Origin of the sequence: Prosthecobacter sp., assembly GCF_046154365.1 — a bacterium.
Taxonomy (GTDB): Bacteria; Verrucomicrobiota; Verrucomicrobiia; order Verrucomicrobiales; family Verrucomicrobiaceae; genus Prosthecobacter.
Map to the genome: position 1 here is coordinate 25495 of NZ_JBJXFV010000083.1, position 24977 is coordinate 50471.

Annotated in this window: 27 protein-coding genes, 3 tRNA genes and 1 pseudogene; 9 read left to right on the forward strand and 22 right to left on the reverse strand. The window is 60.0% G+C overall.

Translation table 11 applies throughout. The features are described from left to right. Positions 1-139 precede the first annotated feature (139 nt). Complete coding sequence (locus ACKVY0_RS10925) at positions 140-2881, reverse strand: DEAD/DEAH box helicase (RefSeq protein ID WP_409214852.1); 2742 nt, start codon at positions 2879-2881, stop codon at positions 140-142. Positions 2882-2886: 5 nt separating this feature from the next. Then, on the reverse strand, positions 2887-3528 hold the full coding sequence (locus ACKVY0_RS10930) for a Uma2 family endonuclease (protein WP_409214853.1): 642 nt from the start codon (positions 3526-3528) through the stop codon (positions 2887-2889). Positions 3529-3671: 143 nt separating this feature from the next. Between ACKVY0_RS10930 and ACKVY0_RS10935 the strand changes: the two genes are divergently transcribed. Continuing rightward, on the forward strand, positions 3672-7193 hold the full coding sequence (locus ACKVY0_RS10935; RefSeq protein WP_409214854.1) for a DEAD/DEAH box helicase: 3522 nt from the start codon (positions 3672-3674) through the stop codon (positions 7191-7193). A gap of 64 nt (positions 7194-7257) precedes the next feature. Beyond that, positions 7258-7330, forward strand: a tRNA-Ile gene (locus ACKVY0_RS10940). A gap of 666 nt (positions 7331-7996) precedes the next feature. Here ACKVY0_RS10940 and ACKVY0_RS10945 read toward each other — a convergent pair. The 8 genes from ACKVY0_RS10945 to ACKVY0_RS10980 all read right to left on the reverse strand — a co-directional run bounded on the left by ACKVY0_RS10945 (position 7997) and on the right by ACKVY0_RS10980 (position 14324). After that, positions 7997-9592, reverse strand: coding sequence for a hypothetical protein (locus tag ACKVY0_RS10945; protein WP_409214855.1), 1596 nt, complete (start codon positions 9590-9592; stop codon positions 7997-7999). Beyond that, a complete protein-coding gene (locus ACKVY0_RS10950; protein WP_409214856.1) occupies positions 9589-10692 on the reverse strand; it encodes a hypothetical protein in 1104 nt (367 codons plus the stop codon). Before ACKVY0_RS10950 ends, ACKVY0_RS10945 begins: the two co-directional genes overlap by 4 nt. Beyond that, complete coding sequence (locus ACKVY0_RS10955; RefSeq protein WP_409214857.1) at positions 10685-11026, reverse strand: hypothetical protein; 342 nt, start codon at positions 11024-11026, stop codon at positions 10685-10687. Before ACKVY0_RS10955 ends, ACKVY0_RS10950 begins: the two co-directional genes overlap by 8 nt. Further along, positions 11023-11445, reverse strand: coding sequence for a hypothetical protein (locus ACKVY0_RS10960; RefSeq protein ID WP_409214858.1), 423 nt, complete (start codon positions 11443-11445; stop codon positions 11023-11025). The genes ACKVY0_RS10955 and ACKVY0_RS10960 overlap by 4 nt, the downstream gene beginning before the upstream one ends. Positions 11446-11543: 98 nt before the next feature. Continuing rightward, positions 11544-11747 carry a hypothetical protein gene (locus tag ACKVY0_RS10965; protein ID WP_409214859.1) on the reverse strand — a complete coding sequence of 68 codons (204 nt, stop codon included), beginning with the start codon at positions 11745-11747 and terminating at the stop codon, positions 11544-11546. Positions 11748-11803: 56 nt separating this feature from the next. Then, positions 11804-12757, reverse strand: a complete 954-nt coding sequence (locus ACKVY0_RS10970) for a hypothetical protein (protein WP_409214860.1) — start codon at positions 12755-12757, stop codon at positions 11804-11806. Continuing rightward, on the reverse strand, positions 12754-13074 hold the full coding sequence (locus ACKVY0_RS10975; protein WP_409214861.1) for a hypothetical protein: 321 nt from the start codon (positions 13072-13074) through the stop codon (positions 12754-12756). Before ACKVY0_RS10975 ends, ACKVY0_RS10970 begins: the two co-directional genes overlap by 4 nt. After that, positions 13074-14324 carry a tyrosine-type recombinase/integrase gene (locus ACKVY0_RS10980; RefSeq protein ID WP_409214862.1) on the reverse strand — a complete coding sequence of 417 codons (1251 nt, stop codon included), beginning with the start codon at positions 14322-14324 and terminating at the stop codon, positions 13074-13076. Before ACKVY0_RS10980 ends, ACKVY0_RS10975 begins: the two co-directional genes overlap by 1 nt. A 404-nt stretch (positions 14325-14728) precedes the next feature. On the opposite strand from ACKVY0_RS10980, the gene ACKVY0_RS10985 reads away from it, so the two are divergent. Together ACKVY0_RS10985 and ACKVY0_RS10990 are read left to right on the forward strand one after the other, a co-directional pair. Further along, entirely contained in the window at positions 14729-14986 is a 258-nt protein-coding gene (locus ACKVY0_RS10985; protein ID WP_409214863.1) for a type II toxin-antitoxin system Phd/YefM family antitoxin, read from the forward strand. After that, positions 14986-15420 (forward strand): type II toxin-antitoxin system VapC family toxin, encoded by a 435-nt coding sequence (locus ACKVY0_RS10990; protein ID WP_409214864.1) that lies wholly within the window; start codon positions 14986-14988, stop codon positions 15418-15420. The genes ACKVY0_RS10985 and ACKVY0_RS10990 overlap by 1 nt, the downstream gene beginning before the upstream one ends. A 37-nt stretch (positions 15421-15457) precedes the next feature. Here the strand turns inward: ACKVY0_RS10990 and ACKVY0_RS10995 are convergent. Together ACKVY0_RS10995 and ACKVY0_RS11000 are read right to left on the reverse strand one after the other, a co-directional pair. Further along, positions 15458-15533 (reverse strand) — tRNA-Arg (locus tag ACKVY0_RS10995). 54 nt (positions 15534-15587) lie between these two features. Beyond that, positions 15588-16331: an HAD family hydrolase gene (locus tag ACKVY0_RS11000; RefSeq protein ID WP_409214865.1), complete on the reverse strand. Its 744-nt coding sequence runs from the start codon at positions 16329-16331 to the stop codon at positions 15588-15590. Between the two features lie 105 nt (positions 16332-16436). Between ACKVY0_RS11000 and ndk the strand changes: the two genes are divergently transcribed. The 5 genes from ndk to ACKVY0_RS11025 all read left to right on the forward strand — a co-directional run bounded on the left by ndk (position 16437) and on the right by ACKVY0_RS11025 (position 20013). Then, positions 16437-16862, forward strand: coding sequence for a nucleoside-diphosphate kinase (gene ndk / locus ACKVY0_RS11005; RefSeq protein WP_409214866.1), 426 nt, complete (start codon positions 16437-16439; stop codon positions 16860-16862). Between the two features lie 44 nt (positions 16863-16906). Further along, a tRNA-Leu gene (locus ACKVY0_RS11010) sits at positions 16907-16991 on the forward strand. A gap of 107 nt (positions 16992-17098) precedes the next feature. After that, entirely contained in the window at positions 17099-18325 is a 1227-nt protein-coding gene (locus tag ACKVY0_RS11015) for a Gfo/Idh/MocA family protein (protein ID WP_409214867.1), read from the forward strand. 163 nt (positions 18326-18488) lie between these two features. Next, a complete protein-coding gene (locus ACKVY0_RS11020) occupies positions 18489-19598 on the forward strand; it encodes a Fic family protein (protein ID WP_409214868.1) in 1110 nt (369 codons plus the stop codon). 247 nt (positions 19599-19845) lie between these two features. Next, positions 19846-20013: a hypothetical protein gene (locus ACKVY0_RS11025; RefSeq protein ID WP_409214869.1), complete on the forward strand. Its 168-nt coding sequence runs from the start codon at positions 19846-19848 to the stop codon at positions 20011-20013. Here the strand turns inward: ACKVY0_RS11025 and ACKVY0_RS11030 are convergent. The 10 genes and pseudogenes from ACKVY0_RS11030 to ACKVY0_RS11075 form a co-directional block, all read right to left on the reverse strand. Then, a complete protein-coding gene (locus ACKVY0_RS11030) occupies positions 20010-20258 on the reverse strand; it encodes a hypothetical protein (RefSeq protein WP_409214870.1) in 249 nt (82 codons plus the stop codon). The two genes, ACKVY0_RS11025 and ACKVY0_RS11030, sit on opposite strands and share 4 nt — an antisense overlap. A gap of 92 nt (positions 20259-20350) precedes the next feature. Beyond that, positions 20351-20746 carry a VOC family protein gene (locus ACKVY0_RS11035; RefSeq protein ID WP_409214871.1) on the reverse strand — a complete coding sequence of 132 codons (396 nt, stop codon included), beginning with the start codon at positions 20744-20746 and terminating at the stop codon, positions 20351-20353. A gap of 80 nt (positions 20747-20826) precedes the next feature. Continuing rightward, positions 20827-21573 carry an SAM-dependent methyltransferase gene (locus ACKVY0_RS11040; protein WP_409214872.1) on the reverse strand — a complete coding sequence of 249 codons (747 nt, stop codon included), beginning with the start codon at positions 21571-21573 and terminating at the stop codon, positions 20827-20829. 6 nt (positions 21574-21579) lie between these two features. After that, positions 21580-22038, reverse strand: coding sequence for an isochorismatase (locus tag ACKVY0_RS11045; RefSeq protein WP_409214873.1), 459 nt, complete (start codon positions 22036-22038; stop codon positions 21580-21582). 31 nt (positions 22039-22069) lie between these two features. Continuing rightward, positions 22070-22390: a cupin domain-containing protein gene (locus ACKVY0_RS11050; protein WP_409214874.1), complete on the reverse strand. Its 321-nt coding sequence runs from the start codon at positions 22388-22390 to the stop codon at positions 22070-22072. A gap of 12 nt (positions 22391-22402) precedes the next feature. Continuing rightward, positions 22403-22843, reverse strand: a complete 441-nt coding sequence (locus ACKVY0_RS11055) for a PaaI family thioesterase (RefSeq protein ID WP_409214875.1) — start codon at positions 22841-22843, stop codon at positions 22403-22405. Then, on the reverse strand, positions 22840-23085 hold the full coding sequence (locus ACKVY0_RS11060; protein WP_409214876.1) for a hypothetical protein: 246 nt from the start codon (positions 23083-23085) through the stop codon (positions 22840-22842). The genes ACKVY0_RS11055 and ACKVY0_RS11060 overlap by 4 nt, the downstream gene beginning before the upstream one ends. Positions 23086-23258: 173 nt before the next feature. Continuing rightward, a complete protein-coding gene (locus tag ACKVY0_RS11065; protein ID WP_409214877.1) occupies positions 23259-23612 on the reverse strand; it encodes a VOC family protein in 354 nt (117 codons plus the stop codon). Between the two features lie 82 nt (positions 23613-23694). Next, positions 23695-24777, reverse strand: coding sequence for a Gfo/Idh/MocA family protein (locus tag ACKVY0_RS11070; protein ID WP_409214878.1), 1083 nt, complete (start codon positions 24775-24777; stop codon positions 23695-23697). A 19-nt stretch (positions 24778-24796) separates the two neighbouring features. After that, a pseudogene (locus ACKVY0_RS11075) lies at positions 24797-24977 on the reverse strand (acetyl-CoA carboxylase carboxyl transferase subunit alpha); the annotation flags it as partial.

A 24977-nucleotide genomic window follows, 5' to 3' on the forward strand; every position in this document is an offset into this window, starting at 1 on the left:
AAGCGGCGCACACGAAAGCAGCCATCTCGCTCCGCGAGATGAGCCATGCGCTCTCGCTGACATGGAAAACTCTCGAACTTGGGTGGCGTGGCGTCTTTGCGGCAGCTCTCAGCTCGTCTCGCGGAGCGAGACGGCTACTTTACTCCGCCACGGAGTTCACATCCAGCGCGACAAAGCTGAGCAACTCATCGCTGCTCATCGCGGTGAGCAGTTTCTCCGCTCCTGCGCCATCACCGATCAAATCCTGGGCCAATCCCATCTTCTCCTCGATCAGCGCATCAATGCGCTCCTCAATCGTGCCTTGGCAGACGAATTTGTGGACGAAGACGTTCTTCTTTTGCCCGATGCGGAAGGCGCGGTCGGTCGCCTGGTTTTCGACGGCGGGATTCCACCAGCGGTCGAAGTGGATGACGTGGCTGGCGGCGGTGAGATTGAGGCCGGTGCCGCCGGCTTTGACGCTGATGACCATGAAGGGCGGGCCGCCGGGCTGTTGGAAGGACTCGACGAGTTCGGGACGCTTCTTCACCGAAGTGCCGCCGTGCAGGATGAGACCTGCGCGACCGAACACGGTGGCGAGGAAGCGGGCGAGCGGATCGCAGGTTTCCTGAAACTGTGTGAAGATGAGCGCGCGCTCACGGCGCTCAGCGAGTTCGCTGCAAATCTCGGCGAGACGGGTGAATTTGCCGCTGTCTTCGGGATTCCATGCGCCGTCGCCGTTCCAGTGACTTGGGTGATTGCAGATCTGTTTGAACTTCATCAGGAAGCCGAGCACGAGGCCCTGGCGTTTGATCGGCTCCATGTCCTCGTCCTTGAGCATCTTCGCGAGTTGATCGACAAGTTTGGCATAAATCGTCGCCTGGCGCTTGGTGAGGCCACAGAAGGCCTTGGTTTCAATCTTGTCGGGCAGATCGGTGATGATGCTCTTGTCCGTCTTCATCCGGCGCAGGATGTAGGGCTTTACCAATCGGCGCAGTGGGGCGAAGCCTTCGCTGGACTTGGCGCAGCGCTTCACCGCATCGGCAAAGGCACCGGAACCGCCGAGCAGGCCGGGATTGAGGAAGTCGAAGAGGCTCCAGAGATCACCAGGACGGTTTTCGACGGGCGTGCCGGTCAACGCGATGCGTGTCGTGGCTTGCAGCCGCTTCACGGCCTTCGTGCTGGCGCTGCCGGGGTTCTTGATGGCCTGCGCTTCATCGAGGATGACGACACTCCACGGGTGCGTTTGCCAGGCTTCGGTGCGCTGGAGGAATTGATACGTCGTGAGCATCGCATCACAGCCGCGCAGAGCTGCGGCGGTGTGTTTGACGGCCAAATCGAGTCCTTCGCGTGAGGTGACGGAAGGATGCGCGATGAACAGCTTCAAGTCGGGTGCGAACTTCGCGACCTCGGCCTTCCAGTTTCCTACCAGCGACGCTGGCACCACGAGCAAGGCAGGCGCGACAGCGTCTTGGAGTGCTCCAGTCCTCTGGAGCTTTGCGGAGTCCTGGGGACTTTCGAAAGCGCCGGAGGACCGGCGCACTCCAGGACGCTGTCGCGAGTTTCGTTGCTCCAACAGCAACGCGATGACCTGGATGGTTTTGCCGAGGCCCATGTCATCAGCCAGACAGGCACCGAGACCGAGCCGTGTCATAAATTGCAGCCAGGCGTAGCCTTTGAGCTGATACGGACGCAACGTGGCGCGCAGATTGGGCGGCGGAGCCGTCTCAGCCGGATCGCGCATCTGGTCGAGCAGTTGCGCGAGGTTTTTTCCGGCCACGATGTCACTCCAATCATGCACCATCTCGGTGCTGTCATCGGCAGCGGCCAGTTGGCGCGGATCGAAGCCGGCGAGGAGCCGCATGCCGTCGAGAAAACCGAGGCCGCCCTCACCCGTGGCGCTTTGCACTTTTTTCCAATGCGCCATCACCTGCTGAAGTTGTGCGCCATCGACCTCGACCCATTTGCCGCGCAGCGAAACGAGGCCGGTGTCGGCACTGAGCAGTTTTTGCCACTCGGCCTCGGTCAACGGCTCGCCATCGAGGCTGTGCTCGATCTTGAACTGGAGCAGCGCTCCGGCATGCAAGGAGGTCTTCTTCGGCGCATCAATCGTCACCGACACGGCAGGCCGCGGACCTTTGCCGCTGCGCCACCAGTCGGGCAGCTTCATGACGATGCCGCTCTCCTGAAACACCGCTGTCTCACGTAGCACACGAAAGGCCTCCTGGGATGACATCGCCAGCGGTTGAAACAAGCGCTTCGTCTCCAGCCACTCACGAATGAGCTTCGATTTCTCCGCCGCCATGCGCACCGGCTCCAGCAGCGCATTCAACGCCGTTTGGTCCTTCTGCCCGGCGTAGAGCTGCAAGGCACGCGCCAGCGGCAGATGCTGCGGTTGGCCATTGGCGCTGAGTTTCTCGGTGAACGTCGCCAGGAACGCGAAGGGCCGCTGCGTGTCCGTCTTGTTTTCCGCGAGATGAAACGTCACGCGCCCGACCACATGCCACGCGGGGCACTCCTCACGCAACCATGCTTCAACGCCCTGCGTGGCTGTTTGAGCGATGTGATTCGCCAGATCGAGCCACCAGCGCTCCAGAACTTCCGCCGTGAGGTATTCCGCGCCCGCAAATGGTGGTGTGGTCGAAATGAAGGCTTCGCGCTCTGCCTGTGACGGCACCGTCGTCGTCAGCGCGTCTTTCGTCTGGCACAGCCGCGTGAAAAACTGCTGCGCCCAGTCACGCAGCCAGCGCCAGGACGGTTCCAGTTCGACAGTGAGAAGCTGGGTGGCCAGCAACGTGAGCAATCCGGCCTCAGTGCCTGCGGCGGCCAGTTTTTTCTCATGCACCGTGTCCGCCACGCCTTCGTGCGTGAGGATTCCTTCAGGGGTGAGAACGGAGACGAGCATCTCCTTTAGCGCCGCAGCGAGGCCAGCACTCGCGCCTTGTCACAAGCCAGCGCAGCGGCCAAGTCCAGGACGAGTCCTGGGAAAACCCGGCTGCGCAGCTTGCCGTGACGATCAGGCTTCATTTTCACATACTGGCCATCTTCCAGCACAAACCAGTCGATCTCCTGATCTGCGGTGCGCCACACCAAGTACTCCGCCACTTCCAAGCGGCGATAGACACGTAGCTTGTCACGCAGGTCGATCGAGGCCGTGCTGGCGGCGATTTCTACCACCAGCTCAGGTGAACCGCAGAGATAGCCTTTTTTATTGAGCCAAACGCGGCCACCTGGTTGTGGCGCAGTGCAGAGGATGGCATCTGGCTGGAAAGCGTTTTCTGGATCAAGCAGCAGCGTGGCATTGGGGAAGATTTTCAGCTCATGCTCGGCGGCATAGGTGAACAACCAGCCTTGGATGACGCCATCAGGCTCGGCGTGGGCGATGCGGACAGGTGAGGGCATGTGGACGACTCCTTCGATGAGTTGGGCTTTCTTGACCCCGGTCATGTCCTCATAGCGGAGGAGAAACTCGGTCAGCGTGAGCATGTCACCATTCTCCAACGGCAACAGCGGCACAGAGCGTGGTCGGCGTGATGAAGCAGCGGCAATCATGGTGCGAGTGTAACCAAACCCGGCCTATTGTCACCGGCAGAATTTAAACGGGAAATTTCACACTCAGCGTTTCCCAAAGCCCCTCATGCATGCTAGCACTCCGGTTCGCCTGCCGCCGACCGCTGCGGGCCTGACCGCCACGCATGCCTTCCCTGACCGACTCCATTCCCGCCCTGCTTTTGCAGTTTGATGAACGCATGCGCCAGGAGGCCGAGCGACTCGTGGATGATGACGCGGTGATCGGCATCGATGTGCTGGAAGATGAAATGATGGCGGAGGTGCGTCTCGACCAATGTGCCGCGCAGGTGCGCTGGCTGCGGGGTGATCACGGCTGGCATGGCGAGAGCGATGTCGATGGCGATGAGGCGTTGGAAAATCTTGCCCTCTGCGCCAGCCTGGTGGCGGTGCAACGCCGCGACGCGCGTGGCACACTGCCGAAACCGCCGGTGGAGGAAGAAGACTTCGAGCACAACCTCACCACCAAGCTTGGCCGACCGCTCACGCCGGATGAGGAGAATTATCTGAGCAAGATGGAGAAGCGCTACGAGCGCGTGCGGCTCACGGGCAAAATTTTTGACCAGGACATGGTCCGTCTGCATCCGAAGTGGGCGATTCAGAGCATGGAGCCCGTCCCGCTATGGCCGGAAGCGCCGAAAAATCTGACGGAGTTCTGGAACTACGTCTCGCTCGCGCTGGCGGACAAAGGTCTCGCGCCACCGGCTTTCCTGCGCGGCATGGCCGACATCGCTGGCACACGCGAAGCGCTGCGCGAATGGCGGCACGCCAGCACGGTGCCGACGTGGCGCAAGCGCATCCGCGAATTCATCGACGCACGGCAGGATACCGAGACTTCACAAATTCAGCCACGGCGTGAGTGTGACTTCCGTCTGCTCGTCACGGTGAATGATGCGCGATTGCAGATGCGCCTCGGTGGCGAAACGCCATCGCCTTTCTCCAATGTGGACTCCACGCTGCTCATCGCGCTGCGCAAAGAGTACCGCGAAGGACTGATCGTGACATCAGGGCCTGCAGAACTGCTGCTGGTCTCCTGTTTCGGGCAAAGCGGGGAGGATTGGAACGATTCCTTCCGGCTGGAGTCGAAACATCACGCCCAATGGCTGGCCACGGTGTTTCAACAGCCGGCGCTGCATGACCGCCTCGTCACGTTGGACGAAGCGCCGTTCCAACACGTCGCCGCAGCGCTGCGCTGGGCTGCACGCTTGAGCGAAGACGGGCTGACGCTGAGTTTGCAGCTCGAAACCGCGGACGGCTCCCCTGCCCCGCTACCGCTGCGCATTCTGCGTGGTGTGCAGACGTTTTATCTGAGCGCGGACACGCTGTTTTACGGCCCCGCCTGGCTGCATGATGAATCACGCATCGACGCCAGCATCACCATGCCGCTGGAGGCGCTCGCCACGCCGGAGGGCATCGCTTTCATGCGCGAGATCGACGTACCGGTGCCGGACTCGATCCAGGGCCGCGTGCGGCATGAAAACCTGCGCGTCAAAATCACCGCCGCCTGCATGGCCAGAGTGCCGCACGCCAGCGGCGCGGAGTTCACCGTGCTCAAGGCCGAGGCCGTCGATGGCGAAGGCCGCGTGCGCGAAACGCTGCGCTTCTCCGGCTGGCAGCCCGTGGACGATGAAAAACCGGAGGAAGCCGCAGACGCCATCATCTGCCGTGACCGCCGTGCTCTGCGCGATGCCGAGGCGCTGATGAACCAGCTCCGCCGCACCTGGGATCATGAAAACGACGGCTGGCGCATGCGCATGGCGCGTGATTTTCCCGATGTGTTTCACCACTGGGCCTCGCAACTGCCGGACAACGTCACCTTGAATGCGGATGCGGCGTTGCAGACCATCCTCGCCGATCCGCTCATCGCCCGCGTGCGGCTGGAGGCCACGCAGGCCGGCAGCATCGACTGGCTGGACCTGCGGCTCGTCTTCGACATTGAGGGTGAAGATTTGAAACCCGCCGACATCCGCCGCCTCATCGCTGCGAAGGGCGAATTTGTGCGGCTGGCCGATGGTTCATGGCGTCGCGTGAAGATCGAGCTGAGCGAGGAGCAAATTCAACTGCTCGACCGCCTCGGCATTGAGCTCGATGAAAACAGCAACGAGACGCACCGCCTGCACTGGCGTCAGCTCGCGCAGGAAAATGCCGCTGAGATCGTCAATCCGAAGGCCTGGGGCAAGATCGTCGAGCGCATGGAGGAAGCGAAGCTCGATGCCCGCCCACCGGTGCCTGCGGAACTTGCGGTCACGCTGCGGCCGTATCAGATCGAAGGTTATCACTTCCTGACCTACCTCACCTCGAACCGCTTCGGCGGCATCCTGGCCGATGACATGGGCCTCGGCAAAACGCTGCAAAGCATCGCCTGGGTGCTGTGGCTGCGATCGCGCAAAAAAGCCGACAGCCCGCACCTGCCCGTGCTCGTCGTGTGTCCGAAGTCCGTGCTCGATGTCTGGGCAATGGAGTTCAAAAAAGGTTCGCCCGCACTACGCGTGCTTGTGCTGCATGACCGCGACATGTTTGATTTCAACCTGGTCCAAACGCAGATCGACGTACTGGTGGTCAACTACGCGCAGATGCGCAACGCCATTGAGGAACTCGGGGCCATCCGCTGGCTCGCGGCGATTCTTGATGAAGGCCAGCAGATCAAAAATCCTGACTCCAAAGCCGCGAAGGCCGCGCGTCTGCTGCGTGCCGACAACCGCCTCGTGCTGACCGGCACTCCGCTCGAAAATCGCCTGCTCGACTTGTGGAGCCTCATGACTTTCGTCACCCCCGGAGCGCTGGGTGAGCGCGCCTACTTCCACCGCCATTTCGATCGCCGCAAAGACCCGCGTGCCTCCGAACGCCTCGCCGCACGTCTGCGTCCCTTCCTGCTGCGCCGCACCAAGGGCCAGGTCGCCCGCGATTTGCCGTCACGCAGCGAGGAAAACATGCTCTGCGAGATGAGCGGCCGCCAGGCCGAGCTGTACAAAGAGGAACTCGCACGCGCGCAGCACCTCGTGCTCAGCAGTTCCGGCTTCGACAATGTGAACCGCCGCCGCTTTGCCATTTTGCAGGCCTTGACGCGTCTGCGGCAGATCTGCTGCCATCCCGCGTTGATCGACAAAACCGCCGAGAACGAAGAAAGCGCCAAACTCACCGCCACGCTGGAGTTGCTCCAGGAACTGCACGACGAAGGCCACAAGGTGCTGCTCTTCAGCCAGTTCGTCTCGATGCTCAAAATCATCCGCACGAAGCTTGATGAGATGAAGCTGCCCTACCACTGGCTCACCGGTGCCAGTGTGGATCGTGCCGGCATCGTCAAAGCCTTTCAAGAGGACGACAAAGCCAGCGTCTTCCTGCTCTCGCTCAAAGCCGGCGGCAGTGGTCTCAACCTCACCGCCGCGTCGTATGTCATCCTCTACGATCCGTGGTGGAACCCCGCCGTCGAGAACCAGGCCATCGACCGTGCCCACCGCATCGGCCAGACGCAGCCCGTCATGGCCTACCGCATGCTCACCAAGAGCACCATCGAGGAAAAGATCATGACCCTGCAGCACAAGAAAAACCTCATGGTCAGCAACGTCCTCGGCGAAGGCGGCTTCACCCAGCTCCTGCAGAAGGAGGACTTCGACTTCCTCTTCGACCTCGAAGCGGAGCGGGGCGCGTGAAGTGGCAACATCACCAGTTGCCGCGATTCCAGCGTCGTGCATACTCCGCGCACTCCGTGCGCACGCTCCTGTAGCTCAACGGTTAGAGCAGGGGACTCATAATCCCTTGGTTGCGGGTTCGAATCCCACCGGGAGCACTCATTGATTACCAATGCTTTATGCATTTTTTCAGTCGCATGCAAAAAAGTGTGCTTGGACACTTCTTGGACACTTTTACACCGCAGGGCGGGTTTTCCAGCCACCGCAGGCCGATGGGCAGAACGGGACGGAATGCCACGCCCGAAACGACATTGCCACGCTGGAAGCCCCGTAAAACCAAGGATCGTGGCAAAGTGGCAAATTACCCCCGTGATTCCCCGCCTACGATGCTGTTACGGCCTGCCGTGATGGGTTCCCCTTCAATAGTTCTCAGATAACCATCCTCATCACCACTTTGCCACAAACCAAGCAAATACAAGGCTTCCAGAGTGGCAATGCGTGGCGAAGGTGGCAAAGCCAGCGGTGCAAGCGAGTGTCACAAAGGGACGTTTCCCCCGGCTTCGATTTCACAAAGGGAAAGAACGTCCCCCACAGTGTCACAAAGGGGCAAAAGTGGGGACGTGAAGGGGCAAAACCTTTTTTTAGGGGTCTCGTGAAAAAAAGGTGGGGGACGTTATACCCGCATGGGCACAGGCCAGAGGGTAAAAGATTCCTTAGTGGGGGGAGGGGTGGGGTAGCCTGCCAGCCGTGGCGTGCCTGCCCGCAGTGATGCGCCATCCTTTATTCATCAGGGGCGCGGGGAGCCGCCACCGCAGGCGCACAGCTCAACCCTCGATTGCAAACACCGTCACAGCGTAGCGGGAGCCGCGATTGCTATCCGCTGCCTTTTTGAACTCACAGCGGCGGTTCTGCTCATCCATGAATTGCCAGCCGCGAAGATGCTTCCGCTTCACATAATGCCCAAAGGCGCGGTTTGCGTCCTTCGCCTCTGGCAGCATGTCATCCAGCAAATCGTTATCCCTCGCCACGTCGATACACTCGCCCACTTCAAAGATTTGCGTCTGGCCTGATTCCACGTCTGCCGCCAGCTTCACAAAGAACGAACGCCATGCCTCGCCTTGATCGTCCATCCCCATCAGCGGCTTGGCGAAGGGATTGCCAAAGTGGCTGCATAGCAGGATGCCGCCGATGATCGCCTCCCACTCAGGGCAGCGCGTTTGCGTGGCAGGCAGGCGGGCGCACTCGTTCAGCTCACTCCACCAGCTCACGAGCGCCCACAGGGCCGCGAGGAACTGCTTGCGTGACTCGGGCGCGTTCAGCTTCTTCAACGTCATGGGCCGCTTGTATTTGCGGCCAAGAGCTTCCATCGAAAGGTAAAGATCAACGCACAGCAGGCGGCTTTCCAAGTCACCGATGGCCCGCGCTCCATTGCCGGTCATCACCACAACGCGCCGGTTCTCCGCGCTGCCGCTCTTGTTCCCGCCAAGCACTCGATAGCTGTAACGTGGCAGCGTGATGAACCGCGCCAGATGACCGGAAAAAAGTTTCCCATCCACGTTATCAAGGAACAAGTAGCGCCCGCCCTCATGCGCGGCGGTGTCCAGCACCTTCTCAAAGGCTTCCTCGTTTCGCTTGTAGCCTTTGCCGTCCACCATCCCGAATACGGGAGCGAGCGCACATTGCGCCAGCGTGCTCTTGCCAATGCCGCGCTGATTGCCGGTGTAAAAGAAGCCCATGCGCTCCATCTCAGGCGGGAACATCTCCAGACAGTAGCCAGTCAGCATGCAGGCCAGATGCGCGCAAAAGCTCCGCTTCAAACTCAGCTCGCCTTCTTCCGCCCATGCGCATTCATCGTGCATTTGCAGGAGCCACGAACGCGCCGCGCCGCCATCCATGCCGGTATCGTAAGGCAGCAGATCAACGGTCAAGATGCCGCTCCGCTCGTGATAGCCAGGCGGCAGCAGTTCCACCTTGGTTTGCTCATCATTCGCCCACACTGGCAGACGCACCTTGTTTACCCCGTTCAGCTTCCGCAGTTGCTTGTGAAAGACACGATTGGCGAGGATGCCTTGCGCCGTGTCCCGGCTCATGCTCATGGCCTTGAACTCGCCATCATTCGGTTTTCCGACAACGGCGTATTCTTCCAGCCATGAGCGAAACGTCACCGCGTCCATTTCTTCGATCTCGCCCTTATCTTCATCCACCAGCACCAGCCTCCCGTTCATCAGGAACAGCGGCTTGTCATGCAGCAGGCCGCCAATGTGCCGCGCCAGCTCTGACAGCGGCAAGGTGATGTCCACTTTCGGCGCGGTGCGGTCATCACTGGCAGGCACGCCAGCCACTTCATGAATCACGCGCATCCTGTCCGATGGTGGCAGTTCCGGCTTTTTCTTGGCGGTCTTTTTGGGAGGTGCGTTCACTTGATGAAATCGAGTATGGCCGCGTCAATCGGCGGGCGCGGGTTCAGGTAGATGAGGCGTTGCAGCGCAGGCCGCTCGTAGCGTTGCAGACTGCCATCCTTGGCGCGTTTGCCGTGTCGCAGACAGCCGGGAAGGCGGGAGAGGCGAACGGCGCTCATGGCCGCGCCATCAGCTCCCAGTGAGCACAGCAGCGGCAGCAGTTCATCACGCCGCGCATCCCATTCCAGTTTACCGCCTGCATCCAGCCTCACGAGCGCATGCAGCGAACGCCCGCCGCTTGTGTAGATGGCCGCGATGGGCAGCGGCAACACGAGCAAGGCGCGAAGCCACAGCGCATCAGGCGCGGAGTCTGATTCAAGCAGCAGGTAGCGCCAGCTCGTCACGCACTCGCCATGCCGCCTGCCCCATCGTGGCAAGCCGCCCGCCGCGTGAACGTGTGCATTGATGCGCCACTCTCCACACACGGGATTCGTGAGGAACCAAACGCCCTCCGCCGCTCCTTCCGGCAAGGCAGATGCCACCGGCTCAACGCCGCGTTCACGCGCCAGACGCAAGCCACCAGCCCCGGCATGCCAAACAAAATCCCCCTGCGATAGCTGCGAGGTGAACACCAGCACACGTTCACCGGCATCATACAGCGCATCCATGAAGATCCCCGCCGTGGCAATGCCCTGCTCATGCGCAGGCGGCACGGGAACGGGCGAACGCTCCGCCAGCCAGTCACACGACACCGCCCGCCCGCACAGAGACGCCACGCGCTGCAATGCCGCCGGATCATACGGCGGACGCTTTGGCCCGCGTGGCGGCACTGGCAGCGGTGCCACGGCTCCCAAAGGTGAAGGATGCGGACAGCCGTTCCCCCCGCTCTCCGCCGCGCCAATGCGCCGCCGCAAATCAGCATTGAAGGCGTCCACCTCCGCAGCGCAGGAATCATGCACGCACTTGCCAGACGGTGCGCCATCCAGCCAGACTTTGAAATCACGACGGCCATCTCGATTCGAGTGCTTCGCCTTGCCGGGACACGACGCGTAACCGTCCGCATCCAGCGCACTGCCAAGCAGGCTCTCCGCGATGCGCTGCCGCAAGGCCAGATCAATCATGCCCGACATCCTCCCCGAAAAGCATACGGTCAAAGGCTGCAAAATCGGCCGCATTTCCACCCATCACCCGCACCAGTTCTTCTTCGGAGCCAGGCAGCGCATCCAGACGCCGCGCTTTCCTCCGCAGGATGGCTGCAAACGCCTTCATCCATGCTGGTGAGGGAAAGACGCACATCAGCGGCAGCAAGCGCAGAAAGCCCGTTCCGTGCTCTTGGAGGGCAGGGTCATCAAAGCGCCCCGCCGCTGTCTCCAGATGTTCCGCCATCTCCAGACAGGCAGACGCCAGCGCGTCTTTGTCCTGCATGATCTCTGCAATGGAAGCGCCCGCGCTCATGCCCGTTGCTCCCCCGGTTCCCATGCCTTGATTGCCTGCCAGTCCACCGAATCAGGAGCCTGCCAGCCACAGTCAAAAAGCACGTTGGCTTTGGAATCATCTTCCATCCGCAGCAATTCCAATTTCACCAACTCAGGGCAGACGATGGCAAGGGCGCGAGGATACAGCAGACGGAAATCATTGTTCCCCTCGCACTCAGGGAAATGGAACTTGGCCGCGTTCGTGATGATGTCGCCACCGATGGGGCGCATGTCTCCACGCTGAATTTTCCAGCGCATCAGTGCCACCATCAGCACCAGCTTTTGCCAGTTGTTCGGGCGTGCATCGCAGAAGAATTCAATCAGCAGGCCGCGTGCATCGTCATTGCTCACAGCCTCGCAGGCTTTGATTTCTTTGCTTCCGTCGCCGGCGAAATTCAAACGCGCCAGCTCAAGCGAGGAAAGAGCGCGGCCCGCATCTCGCGGTAGATTCAAAGGCAGTTCGCCATCAGGATTATTGTTCATGATGCGGCCTCCGGTTAAACAAGTGCCTCCGCTTCAAGCCGCTCAATTTCCTCGATGGGAATCCTCACGAGCGTTGGCGAATACACGCGCACTTTGAAGCGGCCAACAGCTCGCCAGCGTCGCAATGTGACGGCAGAGATGGAGAGGCGTTCAGCGGCTTGCTGGTAGGACAAGCCGCGTGGTTTAGATGAAACTGGATTCGATGATGGGGTCTGCATGACCCCGATGAAGTTACGTCAGGACAGCTAAACGCAACGATGCCCCGGCAAACAAATCAGCCGCCTTTTGTTTGCCCGCCCTTGGCACGCCGCCTTTCAATAACCACACGCGAAAAGCCTAGCCGCTTGCAGTAGGTTCTCACCTCCGCCGCGAGGCTCTTTTTATAGCCCTTCGGATCGTCAAGATACGCCTTGGGCATCTTCTCCTGCTGCCTTCTCATTTGAATAATGATCTCGGCTGTTTCGGTATCCGTCGAAATCCTGCCGTTCGCAATTCGGAAGGTCAAACGCGCCGTGCAAATTTCGATTATCAGAGAGCTGTGAGTTTGCGGCTCTCCTTCATCATCCGGCTTTTGCCATCGCACATCCCCAATGATTTCACCAGCGCACCAAGTAAAGCGGCCTTTGAGAGTGTATGCTCCAAAGCCATGTGTCGCCACCACGTCGCATGCCTCTCCCCATCTTTGAAAAAAGGTGTTATCCCCTGTAGCAATGGCTGCATTCATCACCCGTTGGAGATCATTCCTCACTCGTGCGCATGCGCGTTCCCATACTGGCGACAAATCGAAGGGTTCCCCTGCCTGCTTGCCCTTCTTTATTGGCACCAAGGTCAGTTCATCGTCACCAACGCACGCGCCTTTGTCCAGCCATTGCTGCCGCCACGCCATCACCTCTCGTCTATCATCCGCTATCCACGGATAAATGGCGTGCTGGAAAGTTGGTGTCCCATAAAAATTCATGGAGCGTTTTGCACCCGGCCTGCTCTGCTGCTCAAACTCAAACATGAAGGCTGCAAGGCACCAAAGCCAAGGGTGAACATCCTTATTGGTCAGAGCGCGGATAGCCGCCGCCATCTCAATATCCCAAAACCAAGGTGGCATGTCTTGCGCAATGTCCAGCCACACGGCCTGAACGGGCTTTGTGAAAACCGGCACAGAAAAGTGAGCCTTGGGCAACACAGCCTTGCCGTCCTTCGGTGGCTTCTTTGGCGATGATGTCTTTCTTTTCATGGCGTCATCGCTTCATCACTTTGAGCCGTCGCAGTTCTCAAGAGTTCATGCAGCTCCTTTTCCTCCGTTGTGCGTTCCCGTGCGGTGAAGGCCAAAGGCCAGCACAGCTTTTCCCTGCCTCCCGGTCTTGGCTCGTAGCTCATCACGGCTTCAAGCGCGGCACGAAGAAGAAAATTCACTTGGCGCACTCGCGCCTTGGGACTGTCTGACAGCAGGCCATTCGAGACGGCCCGCATCCACTCGCAGGCGTCATCCATCGCCACGGCGGTTTCGTGATCCAAGCGCAGAGTGCGCGGTTTGTTTCGATTCGTGCTCATCACGCTCTTTTGCGTTTGGTGTTCGCTGGCTTGGCCTGCTTCACAGGCAGGGGAAAGGCTGTCACGTTGGAGACAGTCACAGGCGCGGAGAGAAGCCCGCCAAGCCCGACAGTGACGCGCTGCTTTTTGTCCAGATAGTGCGCACTCGTGATGCCGATGTCTGCATGCCGGAGAAAGCGCGAGGCGGCAAAGATGCCGTGCTTGTCTGCCACCATTGAACCGGCCTCCTTCCGCAGCTCGTGCAACGCCTTCTTGGCCGTGATGCCCTTGGACTTCAACCAAGCCGCCAGCGCGTCAAAGGTGCGCTTGGCGCGGTAGTGGTAATGCAGCACGTTCGCCAGCGGTGCCACGGCTGAACGCAGCACAAAGACGCCAGCACCATCCAGCGCACGCCAGCCGCGAAGCATGGCGACAACCTCCGCGTCCAGTTCAATGCTGCCCTTGCTGGCCTCGCACTTCGCTTGGAAGTGCTCATGATCTTCGATGCGTAGCAGGCCCGCCGCGAAGTCCACCGAATCCCACCGCAGCTTGTCGGCTTCATTCTTCCGCAGGCCCGCAAACATCAGCAGCACAAAGGCTTTCCACGCTTCCACGTTCTCAGGCATGCCGCCAAGCTCTGTTTGCGCTGCTTCGATCAACGCTGGCGTGTCGATTTTCGATTCATAGCGCATCGAAGCCCGTTCAAAGAACTCGACACCGGCAAAGGGATTCGGCGGCAGAACCAGCGCACCGTTCAGGAACTTGAGCACCTTGGACGAAAACAGAGACTTGGCTTTCCGCAGCGTGCTGTTGATGGTGGTTTTCGTGGCTCGCTGCATGGCCGGATTCCCGCCCGCATCTTTGAGCCGCGCCAAGCGCCAGCCCTGAATGCTCTCAGGCGTGAGGATGGACAGCGGCAGCGCGTCCACTTTCTCGCGCCACTTGTCCGCACCGCCTGAACGGCCATCCCATTTCGCCGCATCATCACGAGGCAGGCCCGCCACATCCGCCGCGAGACGCCGCAAGCACTTGGAATACTCCCACACGGTCAAAGGCCGCGCTGCCGACACCGCCCGCACAGCTTCCACGAACTCGCCCACACTCGCCGCCTTTGGAGTCAGCACGGCTTTGGGCTTCCATTGCAGCAGCACCGCATCCCAGCCCTCCCCTACAAGCTGGCGGTAGATGTCCGCCGCTTTCTGTGCCGCTGCTGCCTGATTCGGCGTGCGCAGATTCAGCGTTTCCCGCCGCCCTGCATGCGCCAGCTTCATGCACCAGTCTGCCACCTCCCGGCGCTCATCTCCACGGCTGTAACCGCTACGAAAAAGACGTGCACGCCAATAGCGAACATCCGTTTTCCCGAATCCGTGGCCTTTGCTGGCCTTCTCTGCGGAGTGTCCAAGCAAAGACTGCTTGGACACTTCTTGGACACTTTTTGAGTTCATGGCAGGCGGTGGTTTGATGATCCTTGATAACATGGATGGCGCTGGAAGCCTTGATTTATCAAGGATACACACGCTCAGAGCCTATCATGCCTTATCAGGTTAAATCAGGCAAGAGGAGAACTCATAATCCCTTGGTTGCGGGTTCGAATCCCACCGGGAGCACTTTTTCGCGAAACTGAGCGCTTCACTTGTTCCTTGCCGCTTCTGCCTGCGCCGGGTATTCTCAACTCATGAGTGTTGCGACCCTCCAACAGTTCGGCCAGAGCCTCCCGTCATGGTTGGCGCTCGTTCAGCGTGGCGAGACAGTCGCCATCGTGGACGGAGGACATGAACTGGCGCGGCTTGTGCCGCCGGAGAAACAAAAGACCGTTACAGCCCCGCCCGCATGGTCTTGGAAGGATCATCTGGCAGAGCTGGAGGCCATCTTTCCAGAACCAGTGATCGGCGCATCGGAGGAGCTGGAGAAATCGCGGGGGGAACGGTTCTGATGCCAGCCTATGCGGATTCCAGTCTGCTGTTGAAGCTCTACATCCGAGAACCAGAAACAACGGCGGCCTGGCAGATCGTGAACCGCATGCAGGAGCCGCTGATCTTCACGCCGCTGCATCGTCTGGAAATGCTCAACGGCATCCGGCGATGCATTGCCACCAAGAAGGTGACACGCGCCCAGGCGGTGCGTGCCATGCTGCTGCTGCGCAGCCATGTGCAAGGCGGGCGCTACACACTGCCAGCGGTGTCGTGGCGGGCGGTCTTCCAGCGTGCGCACCGTCTCAGCCGGAAACACGCCCGCACGCTGCTGGTGCGTTCGCTGGACTTGCTGCATGTGGCTTTGGCTCTTGAAATCGGAGCCACGGAGTTTTTGACCTTTGACGACCGTCAGAAGCAGACTGCCAGCGCGGAGAGCATGATTGTGACGCCATGAATCAGAATGTGGCCGCTTCTGGCATGACAACGTTGAATGGCGCACCCGGCAGGGATCGAACCTGCGACCAGCCGATTAGAAATCGGCTGCTCTATCCACTGAGCTACGGGTGCCCGTTGGCGACGACGCGGATCATAGTGGCACCTGCGGCTTGAGCAAGGGCGCTCTCACTCGGGATGCAGGCCGAGGATTTGCAGCACCACGCGGAACATGTCGCCCATTTTGGTGCGATACGGGCGGGCGGGGTTCAGGATGGCCCAGTCACGCTGCTGGCCGATGGCCGCGAGGCTTTTTGAGGGATGAATGAGGACGGCGAAGCCGGCATATTCGAGCAGCGGCAGGTCGGCGGCACTGTCGGAATAGCTCCAGCAGACGGAGCGCTCTTTCTCGGTCAGTTCGGCCACGCCAGGGACGGCTTCCTCCATCGCGGCGATCTTGGCCGCGTGCTTGTTGTTGCCGGTGACGAGCCGGGGCATGCCAGGAAACTTGTCACCGATCTCAAACTGAGTGGCAACACAGTAGTCGAAGCCAAGCGCGTGCGCGATGGCATGCGCGTAGAAGTCAGGACTCGCCGTGTTCAGCACCAGCACACGATACTGGTGCTTGTGGCGCAGGATTTCAGCCCGCAGATCGGGGTAAGCCCATTTCGGCACGCAGACCTCGGCAAACTCACGCGCATACTTGGCCAGCCGCTCGCGGGGCATGCCGCGCAGGTAGCTCAAAAAGGCACGCTTGGCCGTGGCGGTGCTGGCGAGGCCGCAGGCTCGTGCCAGGGCCACTGGCACGAACAAACCATGCAAAAACACCCGCCACGGCTCGCGCTTGAGCACGAAATTGCAAAACAACGCCTGCGTGTCGAAGGGCAGCAGGGTGTGGTCGAGGTCGAAGAAGGCGAACGAGCGGGCGGGCATGCGCGGCGGAGCCTAGCGCTGCGTTTCCGTCTGGCAAAACATTCCCAGCCTTGACGGATGGGACGCCGGACGGCAGTGTGCGCGCCCTTTCCCCCCAACGTCCCCATGGCCCAAGAAACCACTCTCATCCTGCTTAAACCCGATTGCGTCGCACGCGGCATCAACGGCGAAGTCCTCAAGCGTCTCGAAGACGAAGGCTTCCGCATCCGTGGCTGCAAAATGATCCAGCTCACCGATGCACTGCTCCAGGAGCACTACGCCCACATCGCCGACAAACCATTCTTCCCCGACGTGGCCGATTTCATGAAGAGCAAACCGGTGATCGCCGTCGCCATCTGCGGTGACAACATCATCGCCCATGTACGCGACCTCCTCGGCCCGACCGACTCCAAAATCGCGCCGAAAGGCACCATTCGTGGCGATTTCGGCACCGACAAGATGACCAACGTCGTTCACGCCTCCGATTCCCCTGAAGCCGCCGCTGTCGAGTTGAAGCGCTTCTTCAAGGACGGCGAAATTTTCAGCTATTGAGGCCCGCGACATCGCCGCTACACTCGCGGCGCAGTCATTCCCACGCCGATGTGGTGAAATGGTAAACACAGCAGACTTAAAATCTGCTGGGAGGCAACTCCCTTGCCGGTTCGAGTCCGGCCATCGGCACTTCTCGTGATGGGAACGGGCATCCTTGCGCTTGACCCGCCTCCCGGCGCTGCGCACACTCGCGCTCCTTTCTCACTCCAACCCACAAACTCAGCACAAGCTACTTTATGAGCCGGAAAATTCGTTATGGCATGATCGGTGGCGGACGTGGCGCCTTCATCGGCGGCGTTCATCGCATCGCAGCGGCAATCGACCAGCAGACTGAACTCGTCTGCGGCGCTTTCTCCTCCAATCCGCAGAAGTCCAAGGACAGCGGTGCTGATTTCTTCCTCCCCGCCGAGCGCTGCTACGGGAATTTCGAGGAAATGCTCCGCACGGAAGCCGCATTGCCTGCCGACAAGCGCATGGACTTCGTTTCCATCGTCACACCGAACCACATGCACTTTCCGGCGGCGAAGCTCGCGCTCGAAAGCGGCTTCCATGTGCTTTCCGACAAGCCCGCAACCTTCAATCTCGCACAGGCGAAGGAACTGGCAGGCATCGTGAAGCAGACCGGCAAACTCTACGGCGTCACTTACAACTACACCGGCTACCCGATGATCCGTCAGGCCCGCCAGATGATCGAGCAGGGCAAACTGGGCAACCTCCGCAAGGTCGTCGTCGAGTATCCGCAGGGCTGGCTGGCCACGATGCTCGAAAACACCGGCCAAAAACAAGCCTCTTGGCGTGTCGATCCCGCGATCTGCGGCGCCGCCGGTTGCATGGGCGACATCGGCACGCACGCGATCAACCTCGCCGAATACGTCACCGGTTTGCACATCAAAGAACTCGCCGCTGACCTCACCATCTTCCTCGGCAAAGAAGGCCGCCGCCTTGAAGACGATGGCAACGTGCTGCTGCGCTTCACCAATGGCGCGAAAGGCGTTTTGCACTCCAGTCAGATCAGCGTCGGCTGCGAAAACAACCTCACCCTTCGCGTCTATGGCGAGTTGGGCGGCATCGAATGGAGCCAGCTCGATCCCAACACGATGATCGTCACCTCGCTCGATCAACCGAAGCAAATCTATCGCACCAGCATGGGCTACCTCGGCAGCGCCGCCGCCGCCGCCACCCGCACGCCCGCCGGCCACCCCGAGGGCTACCTGGAAGGCTTCGCTAACATCTACCGCAACTTCACCAACCACATCCGCGCCGTCGAAGCCGGCACGCCCGCCAACCCTCTCGACATGGATTATCCCTCGATCGAGGAAGGCGTCGCTGGCATGGCTTTCATCGAAGCCGTCGTGGCATCCTCCGCCAACAACGCCGCTTGGACACCGCTCGACTTTACGCCCACCACGCGGGCCAAGTATGGCGATGCAGCGCTGAATTCGGATCGCGGCGGTCTCAGCTAACGCAGACGGATAAATTAACACGATGGTCGATTGGGTCGCTGAGAGCCGGTCCGTTGTCCGAGGTGTTTGCGGTGAAAATCGCGCCCATTCCCCGCATCATGCGCGGAGAATGTTGCCATTGCGGTGAAAATCCGTTACAATCACCGCATAAAGAGCGGAGATTATGGGATACATCCATGAACTGGCCGATTGGCCGAACCTCACCTGGGACGATGCGAGACTGTCAGCTTTGCTGGCGGATGTCCGGCATCGCCAAGGGCGCTTGCTGGGCCGCATGGAGGGTTTGGGCTTTCGGCTGCGTTCGGAGGCGCAGCTTTCCACGCTCACGGCCGATGTGGTGAAATCCAGTGCCATCGAGGGCGAGAAACTGGATGCGGAAGAGGTGCGCTCCTCCATCGCCCGTCGTTTGGGATTGGAATACGCCGGGGCAGCGGTGCCGAGTCGGAACGTGGAAGGCATCGTTGAAATGATGCTGGATGCGACCCAGCGCTACATCCAGCCGCTCACGACGGAACGCCTGTTCGGCTGGCACGCCGCCTTGTTCCCCACGGGCCGTAGTGGCATGCACCTCATCACTGTCGGAGCCTGGCGTCCGATCGAAGCCGGTGCGATGCAGGTGGTCTCTGGACCGATAGGTCGCGGGAACGTGCATTTTGAAGCGCCTCCTGCGGAACGGCTAGAACAAGAAATGACGGCCTTCTTGGCATGGTTCGAGTCGCAGGACCGTGTGGACCCGGTGGTGAAGGCAGGCGTGGCCCATTTCTGGTTTGTGACGATCCATCCGTTTGAGGATGGCAACGGGCGAATCGGCCGCGCCATCGCGGATCTCGGTCTGGCGCGGGCCGACGGCACGGCAGAGCGGTTTTACAGCATGTCGTCACAGATCGAGGCTGACAGGAAGGACTATTACCTCCAACTGGAACGCGGACAGCGGAACGGACTCGACGTGACTCTCTGGTTGGAGTGGTTCCTGGGCTGTTTGGGCCGTGCCATCGCGAAAGCGGATGAAACGCTCTCCGGCGTCCTGCACAAAGCCCGAGTTTGGGAGAAGCTGAATCATCAGCCGGTGAGTGATCGACAGCGCAAGATCATCAACAAGCTGCTCGATGGCTTTGAGGGCAAACTCACTTCATCCAAGTATGCGATGCTTGTGAAGTGTTCAGAGGACACAGCACTTCGCGATATTCGCGTTTTGGTCGAGCGTGGTGTGTTGCTCAAGAACGAAGCCGGAGGTCGCAGCACCAGCTACACCCTGGCTGAGCAAGGGGCCTGAAGAGTAAGGCGGTTCGTTGATGTTTTGCAGCCTGAAGATGCAACATAGTAGTCGTCATCGCTCCGCGTGACGAGCTAAGGACGTGGCCGCAGCAAAAAGCACTCAATAGCGATTCGTCCCCTTTCGCGAGAGCCGAGTCTCCCGCTCATCACGCGGAGCGATGATGGCCACTTTCCAGCGGCTTTGCCGCTGCCATCACGGAGTTCGATGCGGAGACCCGCTTCTCACCCTCGCAGCTTCGTTCGCCATGAATGACCGGATAAGTGAGGAATCCGTCGCTGAAATAGCCTTCATCGAAGCCGTCGTCGCATCATCAGCCAACAATGCCGCGTGGACGCCGCTGGACTTCACACCAACCACACGAGCCAAGTATGGTGATGCGTCACTGAATTCGGATCGCGGCGGTCTCAGCTAGGCGCAGCCAAGGTCGTCCGCGATTTCATCCGCTCTTCCATTGTCCAATTTCCCGGCCGCGAACACGCGTGTGCCCGTGCTGTACAGCACCTCGATCACCATTCCTGCGTTTCCCTTCGTGTAGCTCTCGCGCAAGTAGGCTTGCACTGCCTCCCCGTCCGCAGTGGTGAAGGTCTGTTGCACCGCAGCCTGAAATGGGACGGCCAACAAGAGATTAGCGGAGAGAAGAGATGTGGTTGTGTTCATGGTGTCATTGCCGTTGCTGTCATCATTTTCTGCCAGGCGCTGTGTTCATGGTATTCAGCGCAATGTTGGCGGTGTTGCCGCGTGTATTGGCATCAGATTCTGGGTTGCACCAGATCCCACAGGTTTCCGTAAAGGTCTTCAAACACGGCCACTGTGCCGAAGCGCTCCTCCTTTGGCTCTCGCACAAAAACGATACCCCGGGCTTTGTAAGCGTGAAAGTCGCGCCAGAAGTCATCGGTGAAAAGGAACAGAAACACCCGGCCTCCGGTTTGATTGCCGATGCGTGACGCCTGCTCTTCGTTGGTCGCTCGCGCGAGAAGCAACCTTGATTCCGCCGAGCCCGGTGGAGCGACGATGACCCACCGTTTGTCCTGCTCTGGAATGTAGGTGTCTTCCACCAGCGTGAAGCCAAGCTTGCCCACATAGAATTGGATAGCTTCATCGTAGTCGCGCACGACGAGCGCAATTTGTCCGAGCGACTGTTTCATGTTGGGTACCACCGCGTGGAGGTCATAGGTGTGTGATGCTACTGGAAAGTCGAAGGTGCCACACAGGCATCCATCTGAGATTATCGCGGCTTGCCAAAAAGATAGTAGCCAAAGCCGAGCGTATCGCGGCCCCAGCGGCGGTAGGCGTCACACCAGGCACGAATGCGCTCCCGAAATGGCGCTGCATCCGGGTCTTCCGGATGGTCGCGGACGAAGCGTTCTATCGAAAGGCAATACAGCCCCTCGTAGTGGTCCCATTCATCGTCATTGCTCACGCACGAGTAAAGCGACACCAAACCGGCGGCGATGCCTGCGGACTCGTTGCCCTGATGGTTGTAGTAGTCCGTCAGACTGGCACCGAGGAACGCGAGATACTCCGCTGCCGGTTCCCGCTTCCAATAACCATCGGCAATGAGCACCTGACCACCTGGACGCACCAGATGCGACAGAGCCGTGAGAGCCTGGTCAAACTTGCCGTAAGCGTGAGTGGAGCCAATGCACAGCGCCACATCGAAGGATTCAGGCTCCAAGGCCACGTCGGCCACCCGAGCCTCGTGCAACTCCACGCATCCGCTGATGCCAAGGGATTCAGCGCTGGCACGCGCGGCTCTCACGAGTTCGGCGTTCGGATCCACGCCGACCCCGGCCACCCCGTATCGTGCAATGACACGGAGCAACAGATCAGCCTTGCCGCACCCGACATCCAGCGCCCGCGCCGACTTGGGCAAATCGAGCAGATCGACCAACTGGTCGGCCTTGGCTGAACTCAATGGACTGCAAAAGACATGATCGCGATGGGCGATGGTGGAGAAGCGGAGACGGTTCATTTGTGTTCAGACATCAGCGTTGAGCGTGGCTGCCAGGTAGCCGTCGAAATCGGGTGATGCGCTCTGCTGCAGGACGTGGGTAACCCACGCGTCGCGCTCGAATGCCTGGAGGCGCAAGTCCCAGACGCACCCCGAAAGGCCGGTGGGCGTGACGTAGGTGAATTCGTCGGGCTGTGCGGTGGGAGAGACAAAGACGTGGTGATGGAGTTCGTTTTCGTCAGCCCAGAAATCGAGAAAAACGAAGTTGGAAGTGCGTCCGTCGTGAACGCCGAGAAAGCCGAGATGGCAGTGGCGAAGGCCGGACGGCAATGAGCGAAGATGCTGCGATGCGATGCGCTGGGCGGCCGCAACCAACTCGGGACGCGGCTGAGAACGGGCGTAAGCGATGCCGTAAAGTTTGATGCGCCAGTCGTCCACATGCCAGACGTCGAGGAAGCGGATGGGGCGTGGTTCGTAGGCGGTCATGGATGGCGATCCTTTGTCGGTGTTTCACTGCTCATGCAGAAACCTCCTCAACAAGGAAAAGGAGAACACAGGAGGTGACTGCCCGTGCCTTGTGGGCGTGCGCGGCGCCTGCGGGGATCATCAGTGCCGAGCCCTGCGGAAAACGAACGACACGGCCAGAGAAGTCGATTTCGAGTTCACCCTCAACCACGAAGCCAGCATGTCCCTTTTCACACCAATGGGACTCCACGAACTCAGGAGACAACTCGAGAAGCCGCACCTGCCTGGAGCCATCGCGAAAGACTTTGAAGCGCGCACCTACCTGCGGCGACTGCCACTCAAGCTGATCAAAGAGGATTGCGTGCGATTCCATGTTGTTGACTGGTTAGACGTTTCCGGTCGCATTGGAGATTCGTGTGATGAACCACTCGACTGTGGCTGACAGCGTGTGCGCACCGGACTCGTCGTGAAGCTCGACGGCAACGCTGATCATCGCCCGGCCCCTGGCCGCAAGGTCGGCGCGAACCTGCTCAAGCGTCTCTCGCGGGGTGGAAACGGTGGGTGTGACTGCACCGTTGGCTGGCTTGCGAAACTTGGATTCGAGGCGGCGGACGACGGGAACCACGCCCGACGCAGAACCAAACGCCCGCAGCAGAAACTCGCCGCTGGAAGCCTCAGCAAGCGCAAGCTGCGCGCTGGCGTGAACGGTGCCGAGATGGTTGAGATACTGCGCGCCTGCCGGAAGCCGCAGAAGCTGCGCCGGGTCGGAAGCCATCTCGATGCCGAGAAAGCTGTTGAACGGGAGTTCTGTGACGCTGTGCTTCATGCTGTGGGTTGGCGTTCGGGTGTGCTTGATCGGGTCTCGTTCCGGCCTTTGCGACCACGTGGCTTGTCCTGTGAACTCACGAAGTGCCACGCCAGGCCCAACAAATCCCGCAAGGACTTCCGATTCATGCGCGACAGTCGCACGAGCACGATGGGATGCTTCACGTAATGGTCCGTCACATAGTAGATGCCCGGCGCAGCCGCGATCAATCGGTCGCGCTGCTCGAAATCGAGTAACTGCAAGCGTGCCGGGCTCGGCTGAGCTGTGGATAGCAGGACATGTGAAAAGCTTCCCTCGCACCTTCCATGAAGGGGTGCCGTGAAGGGTGCCCTCTTCGACATCGGGCAGCGCCAGGGCAATTTCCCGGACCACTTCAAAGTCTATCGTCTTCTTTGCCATAAGGCATCGGGCTTCGCTATTTGAGATGAGTCACCACATTGATGACCACGCCATTGGGGTCTGCCACGAAGAAGCGACGCAAACCCCACGGTTCGTTCGTCAACGGGTAAACAATGGGCAGGCCAAGCTCGACAGCTTTGGCATGCACGGCGCCAACGTCTTCAACCTCAATGGAGATATTCGGATTGGGGACGGCCGATGCAGACGGCTGCATCAGTGTGATCTGAGCCGTCGGATTGCTGGGGGATACAAACGTCAAGATCCAACCCATGTCCATGGCCAGATCCAAGCCAAGAAAGTCCCCATAGAACTTCCGGCTGTCATCCATACGCTCCGAAGTGATGTCGGGCACGATTCTCTTGATGCTCATAAACTCTTGGGGTTATGACTGCGCCGAATGAAGCCACAATGCCTCCGATGCCCTTCGACATCGGAGACATAAATGCCATTGCTCAAATCGACACCGGCTTGCCGGTGTTGGCGGAAGCATAAATCGCGTCGATGACCTGCATCAGACGCAATGCTTGCTCCGGCGTGTTCAGCGCGGTGGCCTTGCCTTCGATGGCGTGGATGAAGTTCGCGGCGGAGCCGATGCGGCCCATGTCTTCGCAGGCAGGGGTGGTGATGCTGCGGTTCACGCTGTGGCCGTTTTCCTGGACGTAGAGTTCGCAGGTGTCGATGGCAGTTTCATCGAGGCCGTCGCGACCGAAGAGGCGCTCAACCTTGCCGCCAGCCTTGGTGCCTTGGAAAACAACGGAGACTTCCTCGCGCATGACCATTTCCGCCCACGAGACTTGCAATGTGAGAACTTGGCCGGTCTTGAAGGTGACAAATCCGTGGGCGGCGGCTTCCACGTTGTTCGTGCCATCGGCGCGGTCAGGAATGCCCCATGGGCCTTTGAAATTCTTGTCGGTGATGAAGGTGTCGAAGGTGTTGGCAAGCACGTGCGCCGGTTCGGGATAGCCCATGAAGTAGAGCGCGAGGTCAATCATGTGCAGCAGGTCGATAACCGGGCCGCCGCCTGATAGTTCCTTGGTGGTGAACCAGCCGCCAAAGCCAGGAATTCCTGTGCGGCGTATCCATTTCGCCTGTGCGGAGTTGATGGTGCCAACGGTGCCATCCTCACAATACGACTTCATCGCTTGCGACTCGGGCCGGGCACGGTTGTTGAAGTTGAACATCAGTTTTTTCCCTGCCTTGTCAGCGGCGGTGATCATCTCGGAAACTTCCGCAGCCTTCAGTGCGGGTGGCTTCTCGCAGAAGACATGCTTGCCCGCCTGGAGGCATTGGAGTGCCAGCGGGGCGTGAAATTTGTTGGGAACAATGATGCTGACGGCGTCGAGTTCCTTACACTCCGCAAGCATGGCATCGACGGATTCGTACGCTTGGGCGATGCTCCATTTCTCCGACGCTTTTGCGGCCGCGCCGGGCGCTGGATCCGCAACGGCAACGATCTCTGCACCTGCTTGGCGGAAGCCAGCGGCATGATACTGCAACATTCCTCCTGCTCCGATGATTCCTACTTTGATGGCCATGTGTTTTTGTTCGTGGAAATTATTTCCCCTGCCATTCGCCGAAGGCACGGAACTTGGCGTAACGTTCCTCTAGCAGCTTGTGGGTGGAGAGTTTCGAGAGCTCGGCAATGTGGCCGAGCACCGTTTTGCGGAAAGCATCGGCGGATGCCTGGTGATTGTGGTGCGCGCCGCCGGTGGGCTCGCTGATGACATCGTCGAGG

What these genes read in the sequence shown, in the direction of transcription:
- ACKVY0_RS10975 (WP_409214861.1), bottom strand. Translation starts at nt 13,074, where the DNA reads ATGAGCACGAATCGAAACAAACCGCGCACTCTGCGCTTGGATCACGAA.
- ACKVY0_RS11070 (WP_409214878.1), bottom strand. Translation starts at nt 24,777, where the DNA reads ATGGCCATCAAAGTAGGAATCATCGGAGCAGGAGGAATGTTGCAGTAT.
- ACKVY0_RS10955 (WP_409214857.1), bottom strand. Translation starts at nt 11,026, where the DNA reads ATGAGCGCGGGCGCTTCCATTGCAGAGATCATGCAGGACAAAGACGCG.
- ACKVY0_RS10965 (WP_409214859.1), bottom strand. Translation starts at nt 11,747, where the DNA reads ATGCAGACCCCATCATCGAATCCAGTTTCATCTAAACCACGCGGCTTG.
- ACKVY0_RS11020 (WP_409214868.1), top strand. Translation starts at nt 18,489, where the DNA reads ATGGGATACATCCATGAACTGGCCGATTGGCCGAACCTCACCTGGGAC.
- ACKVY0_RS10925 (WP_409214852.1), bottom strand. Translation starts at nt 2,881, where the DNA reads ATGCTCGTCTCCGTTCTCACCCCTGAAGGAATCCTCACGCACGAAGGC.
- ACKVY0_RS10970 (WP_409214860.1), bottom strand. Translation starts at nt 12,757, where the DNA reads ATGAAAAGAAAGACATCATCGCCAAAGAAGCCACCGAAGGACGGCAAG.
- ACKVY0_RS11030 (WP_409214870.1), bottom strand. Translation starts at nt 20,258, where the DNA reads ATGAACACAACCACATCTCTTCTCTCCGCTAATCTCTTGTTGGCCGTC.
- ACKVY0_RS10930 (WP_409214853.1), bottom strand. Translation starts at nt 3,528, where the DNA reads ATGATTGCCGCTGCTTCATCACGCCGACCACGCTCTGTGCCGCTGTTG.
- ACKVY0_RS11065 (WP_409214877.1), bottom strand. Translation starts at nt 23,612, where the DNA reads ATGAGCATCAAGAGAATCGTGCCCGACATCACTTCGGAGCGTATGGAT.
- ACKVY0_RS10990 (WP_409214864.1), top strand. Translation starts at nt 14,986, where the DNA reads ATGCCAGCCTATGCGGATTCCAGTCTGCTGTTGAAGCTCTACATCCGA.
- ACKVY0_RS10985 (WP_409214863.1), top strand. Translation starts at nt 14,729, where the DNA reads ATGAGTGTTGCGACCCTCCAACAGTTCGGCCAGAGCCTCCCGTCATGG.
- ACKVY0_RS10980 (WP_409214862.1), bottom strand. Translation starts at nt 14,324, where the DNA reads ATGAAGCTGGCGCATGCAGGGCGGCGGGAAACGCTGAATCTGCGCACG.
- ACKVY0_RS11015 (WP_409214867.1), top strand. Translation starts at nt 17,099, where the DNA reads ATGAGCCGGAAAATTCGTTATGGCATGATCGGTGGCGGACGTGGCGCC.
- ACKVY0_RS11045 (WP_409214873.1), bottom strand. Translation starts at nt 22,038, where the DNA reads ATGACCGCCTACGAACCACGCCCCATCCGCTTCCTCGACGTCTGGCAT.
- ndk (WP_409214866.1), top strand. Translation starts at nt 16,437, where the DNA reads ATGGCCCAAGAAACCACTCTCATCCTGCTTAAACCCGATTGCGTCGCA.
- ACKVY0_RS11050 (WP_409214874.1), bottom strand. Translation starts at nt 22,390, where the DNA reads ATGGAATCGCACGCAATCCTCTTTGATCAGCTTGAGTGGCAGTCGCCG.
- ACKVY0_RS11025 (WP_409214869.1), top strand. Translation starts at nt 19,846, where the DNA reads ATGAATGACCGGATAAGTGAGGAATCCGTCGCTGAAATAGCCTTCATC.
- ACKVY0_RS10935 (WP_409214854.1), top strand. Translation starts at nt 3,672, where the DNA reads ATGCCTTCCCTGACCGACTCCATTCCCGCCCTGCTTTTGCAGTTTGAT.
- ACKVY0_RS11055 (WP_409214875.1), bottom strand. Translation starts at nt 22,843, where the DNA reads ATGAAGCACAGCGTCACAGAACTCCCGTTCAACAGCTTTCTCGGCATC.
- ACKVY0_RS11000 (WP_409214865.1), bottom strand. Translation starts at nt 16,331, where the DNA reads ATGCCCGCCCGCTCGTTCGCCTTCTTCGACCTCGACCACACCCTGCTG.
- ACKVY0_RS11040 (WP_409214872.1), bottom strand. Translation starts at nt 21,573, where the DNA reads ATGAACCGTCTCCGCTTCTCCACCATCGCCCATCGCGATCATGTCTTT.
- ACKVY0_RS10950 (WP_409214856.1), bottom strand. Translation starts at nt 10,692, where the DNA reads ATGATTGATCTGGCCTTGCGGCAGCGCATCGCGGAGAGCCTGCTTGGC.
- ACKVY0_RS11035 (WP_409214871.1), bottom strand. Translation starts at nt 20,746, where the DNA reads ATGAAACAGTCGCTCGGACAAATTGCGCTCGTCGTGCGCGACTACGAT.